Here is a 12,491-nt window from a genome sequence, read left to right on the forward strand (position 1 = left end):
GCACTGTATTGCAAAGGTCAGCAACTTCCTGCAAAGAATCCCTCATGGTTTCCCATGATATTGCCTTATGGGAAACCATGGTTTTACAAAAACGCGGTCGCAGTTTGCAAACGTGAAGGCTTATATTTCCGACCAATTCTTCTTTTCAGAGTAATCCGTTTTGTTTTACCAAAATCAATCCTGTTTTCCTCATTTACTTCGTAAACCCATGAAATACTTCCTCTTTTTCAGCCTTTTTATTCAGATTTCGATGGCTCAAACCTCCCACGAAATTCGGCTCATTATCCGTTCTGACGATATTGGCTTTTGCCACACGGCCAACGAAGCCTGCATGAAAGTGTACACCGACGGTATCAGCCGTTCGGTAGAAATTCTGGCTACGGCTCCGTGGTTTATGGAAGCCGTCAAAATGCTCAAAACCCAACCCAGCTACGACGTAGGCGTACACCTTTGCCTCACCAGTGAATGGGAAAACCTCAAATGGCGGCCCCTCACCCATGCCCCAAGCCTCACCGACGCCGACGGTTATTTCCCCCAGTTTATTTGGGAAAACAAAACCCTGAAAAACAGCGCTTACCTACTCCAAAAACCCATCAACATCAATGAAGTAGAGCGTGAATTTCGGGCGCAAATTGAGCTGGTCAAAAAATACCTCCCGTGGGTCAGTCACCTCTCCGCCCACATGGGTTGCACAAACGCCACCGCCGAGGTGAAAGCACTCACCGAACGGCTTTCGGCCGAGTATAAATTACCGATTCAGATGCCACAGGGTACGCTACCCATCAAAGGATTCGGCGGAGCGGCCAAATCGCCGGAGCAAAAAGAGCAAGATTTAGTGGCCATTTTGAAAGCACTTACACCAGGCACTCATTTTTTGGTTGAGCATCCAGGCTACGACAACGGCGACATGAAAGGCGTGGGCCATACGGGCTACGAAAACGTAGCATACGACCGCGAGGGCGTTACGCGGGCGTTCACCAGCACTGCCGTCAAAAAGGTAATTGCGGAGCGCAACATCAAACTCATAAGTATCAAAGAAGCATTGGAATAAGCATATTTAGTTCTGCCTCAAACAAAACTCATTTGTCTGGGGCAGAACTAAATACAAGCTTATTTTAAATTTGAATTATACCCGGTTGACCGCTGGCACTGCGTTTTTACCATATCTTCCGTTGATCCAATTCCGAGCGGGTACTTCCACGAAGCGGTACGTGAGGTACGAAACCAGCAACGTAAAGGCAATAAATATCACGCATATTATCCAGCCCGTTAGCATATCCATTTGGGGCGGCGGCCCAGCAGGTGCGTTTGGGCTTGGCGGGTTCAAATACGTCATTACGCTGCCAATCGTGTACATCAAAGGCTGATGCACCAGATAAATTGAAAACGACCAATCTCCGATTCGTTGCATGGGTTTTGTCCCAAAAAATGCATCCATGTTTTGACTACCGTAAGCCGCCGAAAGTAAAATGAGTGGAAAAAAGGCCACCGAAAACACATCCGGCACGGCAAAATGCATACATACCCCCAATCCCAATGTCAGCGAAATTAAGGTATAACCATTGGCCATCAACCGCTTAGCAGCTCCCTCAGTATAAAATTGATAAACCATCATCCCTAATACAAACCCAAACAAACACCGCAAAAATCCATATTGATAGGATACATTGATGCTTAAATCAGCGGGATTGACGGCCACGAATGGAATAGAAGCGGGAACGGTGACAATTGGTACTATCAAAAATGTAATGGCCAAATACCCCACAAAGCAGGCAACCACCACTAAAATCCTCCCCACGGAGTTGAGGCCCCTAAAAGGCTTGACCAAAAACGGAAACAGCATATACATCCACCATTCGGTGCTGATAGACCATGAGGCATTGTTCCAAGTAAACCATTCGTTGACGTTCATGCTGTGCAACAGTAGTAAATGGCTAGGTATTGCCGCCCAATTGTTGCTGACGGCATCCATGGGATTGGTATCAATCCCCCCCGCTGCAAAAAAAATCAGCTTAAGCCCGATGCAATACAAAAGCGTAAAAAAATGCAGAGGGTATACTCGTGCAAAACGAGCAATGGTAAACCACTTAAAATCAACTTTTTGAACCGACTCATTGAACCATTTTCCATAAACATGATACATGACAAATCCGCTCAGTACAAAAAAGAAGTCCACCATCAGATACAGGCGGGTAAATAACAGCGAATCTTCAAATTTCACGAGCAGATTCCCTCCGTTACCAAGCATTAAATCAACGTGAAACATGACCGTTAGCAATGCGGCAATACCGCGCAAGGGTGTAAGATTGGAGAGGTAGGGCGTAGTGGTTTTCATTGAGTAAAATCTGGTTTTTTTGATAACAATTCAACGTTTTATGAGCGGGAGAATTAATTTTTTTCTAAAAAAAGCACTTGCAAACCACCCCCGAAGAGCCTGCCACCAACCCAACATCTGATAGTTCCAAACAAGATGTAACTCCACCAATAGCAACAGAAAAAGTGATACTAACATCAATAATCACAAACCATGATTCGGCCATCGATGCCGAAAATTAGTTAATATCACAAGGGAGTTAATGGTAAAAAAACGACATCTTTTTATGCCTCAGATGATTTTTTAAAAGATGCCGTTCCCTAAAAAAATAGAATAAACTTTGCGGTCAATCCAGACAAATAATCTTGTTAGACACCACGGGAATCGCCAGAATTGCCTGTTCTTTCTGAATATGTTTGACCACATACGACCCATCATTGCCGACCATTTCAATGATATATTTTCCGCACTCCAATTGCGTTAAATCAAAATCGTAACGGTGCTGATAGATATGTTTGGGCAACTTATCGGCATAAATAAGACTTCCCTTTTCATCTTTTAAACGAATGAAAAATTTACCCTCCGTTTTTTTACTCACCAATACCCTGATTTTCATGGCATTAGACACAGGGAACAAGGCCGCCATAAATGTTGCTGTTTCAACATTAGACTGGACTAGGAGATTCTCTCCAACTACTCTGCCCGACAAGAGCAGCAAAAGCAAAAGCGAGGTTTTCATGTTTTTTTTGTTTTAGCATTCTGTTGAAAAATTGTTTTTGTCTCTAACAGTGGCTAAAATTACCTCTCAATTTGCTCCCTTTTAAAGGCCATGTACAACCGGGCGGCGCGAGTGTATATGTGGCCTAATTGCCAATAAATGAGGATATACAAAAGATAAAATCCATTTGTGATTGTCACTCGCTTATCATTGGATAGCTACGCTAAACGAGGACCCGTCATTATGAACAACCGTTAACACGGCGCTTTGCATTGCAGTCTCATTCGAAACATACCCTTTGAAATTGAACAACTTTTTCGGATAGATTGGCTTAAACTTCTTTATCGTTTGCTTAAAGAAAAGCGGCTGCCCTAACCTTACTCTGCCCGTAACCGTCAGGATATATTCTTTAATATTCATCTCACTGTCAATACACTTAAATGTAATTTTGGAGGTGTTGGTCCACGGCCCCCCAGTCCCAGTATGAGTGACCTGAAAATCTATCCGTTCATTCAGCACCATTAACGTTTTAACCAACGGAGATACATTAGCTTCGGTACTGACCACTACCCCAAATGAATCTGGCAAATGCACAATGTCAGGCACAGGGTCAAAAATGGTAAACGGTCCTTCAAAATCCCACCAACACCAGTCAATGGCTTGGGTTTTAAACGAGTCTAACATGGCGCTCATAAATCTTTCTATGCTACCATCGTCGGGAATGGTCGGAATATGGCGGTGTAAACCCCACTCTCCGCACCAAATCGGCAAATCGCCGTTGCGTATCGACCAGCCTTTGGCGTCTTGGATTCGTCGCTCAATAAACTCTACCGTGGCCATACCAAAATGAGTACCATTGCCCTCGTCTTGGTCGTAGTTATCATATTTAAATCTACCTTCATTGAAACCACTGGGGCTGGTTGGGCAGTTGACGGAGGCCACAAAAGTAGGCATAGGGTGTTGGAAAGGGAAAGAGAGTCCTGTCGTCTGAAAGCACGGCTCACTCACCAAACCCTGATTTGTAAAAGCTTTCGGCTCATACGAGTGAAACGTATATAGTATATTGGGTAAGCCCAAGGGCTCAAATCCCGTCAGGCCTTTATCGTCATATCCAATGTCATTCCATTCATTTCCACCCACCACTATCCAGCGATTAGCGTGCTGCGGGATGGTCCGAATGGCGTTGATAATGGTAAGATAATGTTGATGTAAAGTTGTGTTGTCAATGGTGTCATTTGGTTCATTGAAGATTTCAAAAAGCACCTCATCAGAGGCCCCGAGTACCGCAGGGCGTTGGGCAATTTGTTGCCACATCGACAAAACCCGTACTACATTAATGGTAGGGGCATGGTGATAACAGATGACCAGCTTCAGGTTATGCTGTTGACAAGCCGCAATCATATTTTCCAATACAATCCAGTAGCGGTGATTGGGGTCAATAAGATGGTTATTGAGTTCTGCCCAGCAATGAAACGTAATGGGCAAGCGGACGGTGTCAAAGCCCAATTTTTTAATAAGGGCCACATGAGCGGTTGCTTCAGCAATCCGGGATGCTGAAATTTGGTCACGCCCAGGCACACCCGCATCCATATAGTCGGTGCCGTTATGATTGATAACGGGGTTGTCAAATGTACCGCGCCATTGCCAGCAATAGCGCGAATAATTGATTCCTTTGCCAAGTTTCATTGGAGTAAGTTTAGGGTTATTAACAAAATCAGTCCGCCCCTGCAAGGGCCATCAACACAAAAAGTAACCAACTATGGAACCGTTCTCGGCGATTGGGCAAGAGAGGTTGTTTCTTAATAATCAGCGTTTTGACAATCCTAATGTTGCTAATTTTCTGCCCTGACTTAGGCATAACTGTATAACTGGGGCACTTGATTGTATAACTGGGTTAAAAACCAATCACTTCCAAGAATTCTTTCTTTTTGCGCTTCGACACGTCCAGCTCGGTGCCGTCGGTGAGCAATACACTGCCGCCTTCGCCCCGTAAATACTCCCGAATGTGCGCCAAATTGATCAGTGTGGAGTGGTGAATCCTAAAAAATTGCAGATTTTCCAACAAAGCCTCATAATCGCCCAAATTGCGCGACGAGACAATTTTCTGTTTGTTGTCGAGGTAAATCGTGGTGTAGTTACCCTCAGACACCAAGTACAGAATCTCTTTAATGGGCAAAAAAGAAATACCCCGTAGAGAAGGAACAGGAATCTTGTCAAATTGGGCATTGAGTTTTGAAAAGGCCGAGCGTTCCGTTTTTTGTTTGCTTTTTATTTTCTGTACCAAACGCTCAACAGTCTCCATTAACTCCTTGACTCCAAAAGGTTTCAGCAAAAAATCCACCGCACTTTGTCGAACCGCCTGAATGGCGTATTCGCTGTGAGCCGTAGTAATGACGACCTCAAAGGAGCGGTCAGGAAAAGCCGACAAGAAGTCAAAACCATCCATTTCGGGCATTTCGACGTCCAAAAAAATCACATCAGGGGCCAGCTTTTCTATGTGCTTGGCCGCTTCTGGGGCCGAATCAAAGGTATGAATCACTTTTATCTCATCAGACGCCCTCTGAATTTTGAGTTGAAGTGCTTCAAGGCTGACAATTTCATCATCAATCAAGACTGCCGTTATCATGTTGTTTCAAAGTTTGAAGGGTAAGTAAGGGTAAACGCAATTCTACGATGGTGCCAGTATCATTCTCAAACTGAATATCTTTGATTTTCAACGATGTTTTGTCGGGGTAGAGGTCATTCAGCTTTCGAATACGCTCTTCCGTAAGCGCCGTTCCCAACGACTGAGTCTGGTATTTTTTGAAAGCGTTAACTTTGGACGATGCCTTGCGGCCAATGCCGTTATCAATGATGTTACTAATAAGTTGCTCATCCCCCATTTTCAGATGGATGTACAATTCCGCTGATTCTCCCTTTTTGTGGCGCAGTCCGTGCAGAATGGCATTTTCGACCAAGGGCTGAAACAGCGTAGATGGAATAAGGTATTGCCGCTGATTGAGCCGAGGGTCGAGGGAAATTTCATAGTTAAATTTACCATTACTCCGCTCCTGCTCCAATTGAATATACAACTCTAATGCTTCCAATTCCTGCGCGATAGGGATGAACTCTTGCCTTGAATTTTCTAAAATCATCCTAATCAGTCGTGAAAATTTTTGCAAAAAATCACTGGCTTGACTCGTTTTATTGAGCATGATGTAGGAGTCAATCGTATTCATGCAGTTAAATATAAAGTGGGGATTCATCTGCGACCGCAACGCCATGATTTCGGCTTCGGCTTTCACGCGTTTGATTTCTTCTTTGTACTTCACCTCTGCCCGTATTTGACTGATTCTAAGGCGATAGAACACATACCCCACCCCCATAAGTGTAAATACCAGCAAAGCCCTGAACCAAGGGGAACGCCAAAAAGGGGCGTGAATCACCACATTCAACGTGCGCATCTCCGAGCTTATTTTCCCAGCCTCATCGGTAGCCCTGACTGCAAACCGATACTTGCCCTCACGCAGGTCGGCATACCGTACCGTTGTTGGATTGGGGGTTGTAATCCATTCCCCATCCACTCCTTCCAACTGATAGCGCAGTTTTACTTTTTGCGGAAATCCATATTCGATTCCCGACAAATCAAGGGCAAATGAATTTTGGTCTGGTTGTAACTCTATTTCGGGTGTTTCACCAATGTAGGTATGGGTAACCAGCGGTTTTTCGTGGGCGTACAGTCCCGTAATTTGCACCTTCGGCCTCACATTGTAGGTATCATTGGCCTGTGGGTCAATGACCGTCACACCGTTGTTGCCGCCAAACACGGCCCGCCCGTCAGGCAACAGAAAGTTGCCGTACCAGTCGTACTCTTTAGAATTGGCCCCTTCGCGAGAGGTAAAGTTCAAATACTCATTTTTGATACGGTCAAAGTGGGCAATTCCCCGATTGGTAACCAACCAATGATTCCCGTTGGGCTCAGGAACTAGATTGGTGACGGCATTGTCGGGCAGGCCGTCTTTTTCGGTCAACAATTGATAACCTAAGGTGCGTTTATTGACCAGTGCTAACCCTCGATTGGTGCAAAACCACAAACTGTCAGACGGCATAGCCGCCGCAAACCAATGAACCCTAAAGGGAAAATCTAAACGTCGATGAACAACCTTCCAAGTATCTGACTGTCTGGACAATACTACTATCCCCGACCACCAATTGACCGACAAAAACACTTGCTTCGTAGATGCATCATAGTACATCGGATGGCAACCGACAAATTTCTCATTGGCAATAGCAGCGACAGAATTGATGGAAAATGCCCCTTTTGTTTCAACAATTTCCCACAAACCATTGCCTGAAAACAGATAATGCCCGGGCAACGTTTCTACCATGAAGCCTGCGCCCCCAATCATAGCCTTATGATCATTGAAAGGCAATTGAAGTGATTTTTTGCCAGCTGGGTCAAAAACTTCTACTCCGTTCCCATTTAAAAACCAAATCCGTTCTTTTGTATCGGCCAGCAACGTAAATTTTCCTTTGTAGTAATTTATAAACCGTCCTTGCGCGTCCAATTCAACGGCCCCGCCGCTTTGCAGGTTGAGGTACGAATGGTCGCGCCAACGCACTAGACTCGCCACATGATTGTCGGGCAAACCCAAGGTCGTAATTTGGTCGGCTGTAAGCCAGTGCGCCGACTGAATACGGTTGAGGTTTGTATAATCCACACCAAACCCCGCCTGCGCCACAAAAAGATTACCTTCATTATCCAGATAGATGCTTTCGGCCATGTTAGCCGCCAAGCCGTCGGGTTTGGAAGCCGAATGCTGAAGTCGTTGTACAAACTTTTTTTGAGCTAGGTCAAACACATACAAACCGACATTCGACCCAAACAGCAAACGATTTTTGTAACGTACTCCTCGCGTCAGGTACGACACGGGCTGCCGTTCATAGGTTTTGAAATTTTCAGTTGTACCACTTTGGATATTTAGGCGGGTCAGTGCGTTGTAATCACCCGTTTGCCAAAGAATTGAGTCATTCTCGACAATGATGTATTCCCCAACATTGGTTTTGGCAGGCTGTTTTGTGCCGTCAAAAAAATATTCAACTTTGGTAACTTTCGTATTTTTTAAAGAGACTTTTGTAATCCCAACGTTGTTTTTACCGCCACTATAAAAGGTCTTCAACTCCTCGAATGGGGGGGTATACGAGCGGGGAAGCGTGATACTGACTTCATTGGTAACAAACGTAAACTTTTCGGAGTCAGGCTCATACACATACAACCCTGTGTTTTTAATTCCCGACAGGCCCATCCAAACCCTCCCCAGATGGTCGATATGGTAAGGAAAAGCCATTGTTGTGCCCTTACCAAAAGGCAATTCAATAAATTTAAACTGGTCGGTTTGGCGGTGATAGAAATTCAGTCCTTCGTTTGAGCCTACCCATAAATTACCCTTGGAATCCTCAACGATATTATTAATATCAACTCCCCTCAGATTTGAATTGGAGGGCTTATATACTCTGCACTTCGTACCGTCAAATCGATTGAGGCCGTTGTGCGTACCAAGCCATAAAAACCCGCGCGAATCGCGGTGCATAAAAAAAACATTGTTGTTGGAAAGTCCTTCTTCACGCGTCAGGTGATGAAACGACAATTGGAGGGGGGCTTGTCCAAAAACACCCATATTACCAACCAAAAGGAAAAGTAAATACTTGGGCATGGAAGTAGAGGTTTATCCCAAAATAAACCAAAAAACCGCACTTTAAGCAATCAATTTAGTAAACGGTATGCGCTAACGGAGATTTTAATTGTCCACGTCTTTGACGACGGGCCGATTGTCGTTCATGCGTTTCTCGTACCTGATGTTGAACTTACTCAGATTTGGCCGATAAGCTCTTTTACGCGCCAATTCATACTGATAAATCGTTTGTCCTAACTGGTACAGAAACGGATGTCCCATGCTTTCGTACTCATATTTATTGTCGTTCAAAATTCCATCACTATTCACGTACACCGTGGCCGAAAGCATGTATTCCACCTTGTTTTTAAAATCTGCCACGTACGAGGCGTCCGTCAGAAAGCCATACGCCCAGCCCACTTTGTTAAACACCCGCACACCCTCCGGCAATTGGTGATGGGTGCTATCCTGAAAGAAGAATTTGACGTAACTATCGTAGTATTGAGTTCCGTCATATTTGGGATAATTGGTCTCGCCCGGAAACTGAGAAAGGTATTGATACAGAAACTTGTAATCCTCTTGGGTCAAATCAAAACGCTGTTTGGCAGGCACCGAAAGCGGAAACATCACCGATTGTAGCATTTGTTGAAAAGCCTCAAGCGGTAATTTATTTCTCATTGTGAAATCAATCGGCTCGTTGATGAGACTATCTTTTGCGTTCATGTAACCCTCCCCTACTTTTGCGATTCGGCTAAAATCAAACGGGTCGGGATTATACGTCGCAGGTTGGGCGTACAAAAGCGAGCCATCTTCGCGGATAAACCTCACAGGATTGGTATGACGATTTTCTTCGGGAGTCATGCGCACAAAGCGGTGTGTGATGCGCGTATCTGGGTACCCTTTGGCGTGCAATGCGCGGTTGATGGCCTGCTGTCCCACAAACTCATACATCCGATTGTAGGCGTCGTTATCGCTGACTAAAAAGGCTTTTTTGATAAAATGGCCAATCGACGGAAACCCGTTAGGCGATGTTTCATCTTTCCACTCCTTGGTTTGCCCGCTAAACGCCGAATCAAACTGCATCGACGTAAACTTATCCAATCCATTGACTTCCAATTTGTTAATCTTTTCCAACGACAACAACGCCAATGGCAATTTGACGATGGAAGCAGGATTGAAGTAAAACGTACTGTCGAGGTTAAAATAGAAATTTTTAAAAGATGGTTTGTTGTTTTTGTCGCGGTCAATCTGCGTATAGATAATCTGAAGGCGGTATTTTTCGGGATGCCTGACCACCTCTTGAAAAACAGCATGTGGGTTTTCGGTCATCAGTTGCGCCATCAAAACGTGGGTTTTGGGCTGCGAATGAGCAACTGAAATTGACAAAAAAATGAATAATGATACGATGCTGTTAAGAGAGAATTTGCGCATAACTATCAAGAAAAATTATTCCTGCAATTTTGGAATTAAATTCCAAAATTGCAGGAATAATTTCACACCGACGAGCAGTTAGTTACGGCTAAAAGACACACGCCACGACACAAAAAACTACCGCGCTACTTCAATCTTATACTTTTTGCCTTTCATTTTCTCTTCCTTGATTTTCTCCAACAGCGCTTTGTATTTCGTACGTTTTACGGCGGCGAAGGAGATATAATCTTTCACTTCAATTAGCCCCAAATCTCCTTTTTCGAGTTCGCCTTTTTGGGAGAAAAAGCCCACAATATCCACTTTGTTTAGCTTGTTTTTCTTGCCGCCGCTGACATAAATCGTCACAAATTCGGGGGGATTGGGCAACGGGTAAGTGTCTAAAAGCTGAATTTCAATCATATTGTTTTCCACGTATTGTGGGCGCACTTCATCCTTTTGGAAAATCAAGTAAGAATTGCCCGTGGCGTGCATTCGGGCCGTTCGGCCATTGCGGTGAATGAACTCGTGCTCATGGATGGGCAAATGATAATGGATGACGTGCTTCATTTCGGGAATATCCAGCCCACGCGCCGCCAAATCGGTGGTTACTAAATAATTAACGCTACCGTTTCTGAATTGAATCAAGGCGCGTTCGCGGGCATCTTGATCCATACCACCGTGATAAAAAGCCGCCTGAACGCCCCGTTCCTTCAACAATTCGCAGGTTCGCTCCACGGCATCGCGGTGATTGCAGAAAATCAACGCCGACTCGGAATGTAGCGAACAAATCAGCCGAAACAACGTATCGGCTTTGTCTTTATCTTCCGAAATCACGGCCTTCATCACCAAAGCTTGCGGGCCTTCTTCTTCGGGGGTAAAATTGACAATGTTGGGCGTAACCAATCCCACAAAGCCAGGGATTTTGATACCCGCCGTGGCCGATACCAGCACCCGTTTGGTGAGATTGCGTAATCCATCCATGATAAAAGCCATTTGCTCCTGAAACCCCATTTCCAGAGACTTATCAAACTCATCCAAAATCAGCGTCTGAATATCGTCCAGTGAAAACGAGTTGCGGGTCAGGTGGTCGGCAATGCGGCCAGGGGTACCAATCAAGACCGCTGGAGGCTCACTGAAATTCTGTATTTCGGTCGCCATCGCGTGCCCTCCATAACACACATTTACTTTAAAACCCGTGGCCATTTTTTTCCAGACCTGCTCAATTTGCATCGCCAACTCACGCGAGGGAGTAAGAATCAAACACTGTACCGTCTGTTTTTCGGGTTGTAATAATTGTACCAGTGGCAATAGAAAAGCTAAGGTTTTGCCAGAGCCAGTTGGAGATATCAATAACGTGTTATTATTGGTCAAAATGGCTTTTTGAGCCGCCTGTTGCATCGGATTTAATGCTTCAACACCTACATTAGAAAGTATCGTTGAAATGGATTGATTGTTGTTCATGCCGCAAAGGTACGGCCTTCTGACGGGATTTGAGAATATGAATCGGGCTTGTCGAGGATTCTCTTCTCATTCAACTTACAAATCCACGATGATTTCGGGCCGTTGGGCATTCTCTTTTAAGAGGAGATTAGGTGTAACGTTGGCAAATTGCTTGAAGTCTTTGGCTAAATGGTCGTAGTCGCTATACCCAAAATGAACCGCTACGCTTAGCCAATCCAAATGAGGATGCATTACTTTGTACTGAAAAGCCTGATAAAAACGGCTGATGCGGCTATACAGCTTAGGACCAATCCCCATACGCTCATTGAATTTACGTTCAAACTGTCGCGGGCTCAAGCAGGCTTGACTTGCCAACCAATCCAACGAAAACTGTGTGGGGTTTCTCTGCAGCAGCAGCCCAATTTTGTCAATCGGAGAACTTTCCTTTTTGACGTTTCTAATTTTGCCAATCAGAAACTCTTCCGCTCGCTCAATCATTTCGTCGTAGCTATCGGCGTCGGCAATTTGGTCGCTGACCTTCAGCAATTCGGGGTGAATCAGGGCCGAAGCATCATGGTAAGTTGCGGTCAATTCGTAATTCGGAATGCCCAACAAACGATACATGGCCCCTGGCTGAAAGATAACCATCAGCATCAAAAAATCAGGGCCATAGTAATTTTGAAAATTGAGCCGGCTTACCTGTTGCCCAAAAACAGCACTTCGGGCTACTTTATAACTGTTGCCCGCCGTTAAATCATGTGAATAAATTCCACCGCGCCCAAAAAACGCCAAGGCTTGCTCAATTCTTGTCGGATAAGGTTTAATATGATAACCTATGGTCGAATTGAGATTGACCAATAGATAATTTTGGACAAAAGGCCGCAGTGCGATGCTGGGCAGTATCTCCCTGAATATCATAAACTTAGTCGATATAAGACAAAATTAATCACATTCCAGC

9 protein-coding genes are annotated in these 12,491 nt (G+C 44.7%); 1 reads left to right on the top strand and 8 read right to left on the bottom strand.

From position 1 onward, the window contains the following. Positions 1-208 precede the first annotated feature (208 nt). Positions 209-1,051, top strand: coding sequence for a ChbG/HpnK family deacetylase (locus tag NCI00_RS08835; protein WP_253526767.1), 843 nt, complete (start codon positions 209-211; stop codon positions 1,049-1,051). Positions 1,052-1,126: 75 nt separating this feature from the next. Here the strand turns inward: NCI00_RS08835 and NCI00_RS08840 are convergent, their stop codons facing one another. The 8 genes from NCI00_RS08840 to NCI00_RS08875 all read right to left on the bottom strand — a co-directional run bounded on the left by NCI00_RS08840 (position 1,127) and on the right by NCI00_RS08875 (position 12,451). Continuing rightward, on the bottom strand, positions 1,127-2,335 hold the full coding sequence (locus NCI00_RS08840; protein ID WP_253526768.1) for an acyltransferase family protein: 1,209 nt from the start codon (positions 2,333-2,335) through the stop codon (positions 1,127-1,129). A gap of 325 nt (positions 2,336-2,660) precedes the next feature. Next, positions 2,661-3,053: a hypothetical protein gene (locus NCI00_RS08845; protein WP_253526770.1), complete on the bottom strand. Its 393-nt coding sequence runs from the start codon at positions 3,051-3,053 to the stop codon at positions 2,661-2,663. A gap of 186 nt (positions 3,054-3,239) precedes the next feature. Further along, a complete protein-coding gene (locus NCI00_RS08850) occupies positions 3,240-4,718 on the bottom strand; it encodes a glycoside hydrolase family 5 protein (protein WP_253526772.1) in 1,479 nt (492 codons plus the stop codon). A gap of 208 nt (positions 4,719-4,926) precedes the next feature. Further along, on the bottom strand, positions 4,927-5,658 hold the full coding sequence (locus NCI00_RS08855; protein WP_253526774.1) for a LytR/AlgR family response regulator transcription factor: 732 nt from the start codon (positions 5,656-5,658) through the stop codon (positions 4,927-4,929). Next, positions 5,636-8,725: a sensor histidine kinase gene (locus NCI00_RS08860; protein ID WP_253526776.1), complete on the bottom strand. Its 3,090-nt coding sequence runs from the start codon at positions 8,723-8,725 to the stop codon at positions 5,636-5,638. Before NCI00_RS08860 ends, NCI00_RS08855 begins: the two co-directional genes overlap by 23 nt. Before the next feature lie 84 nt (positions 8,726-8,809). Then, on the bottom strand, positions 8,810-10,024 hold the full coding sequence (locus NCI00_RS08865; protein WP_310586769.1) for a serine hydrolase: 1,215 nt from the start codon (positions 10,022-10,024) through the stop codon (positions 8,810-8,812). A gap of 207 nt (positions 10,025-10,231) precedes the next feature. Further along, the gene (locus NCI00_RS08870) at positions 10,232-11,554 is read right to left on the bottom strand and encodes a DEAD/DEAH box helicase (RefSeq protein WP_253526780.1); all 1,323 of its coding nucleotides are present in this window, start codon (positions 11,552-11,554) and stop codon (positions 10,232-10,234) included. 75 nt (positions 11,555-11,629) lie between these two features. After that, positions 11,630-12,451 carry a helix-turn-helix domain-containing protein gene (locus tag NCI00_RS08875; RefSeq protein WP_253526782.1) on the bottom strand — a complete coding sequence of 274 codons (822 nt, stop codon included), beginning with the start codon at positions 12,449-12,451 and terminating at the stop codon, positions 11,630-11,632. Positions 12,452-12,491 lie beyond the last annotated feature (40 nt).

The organism is Runella salmonicolor (assembly GCF_024158025.1).
Classification (GTDB): Bacteria; Bacteroidota; Bacteroidia; order Cytophagales; family Spirosomataceae; genus Runella; species Runella salmonicolor.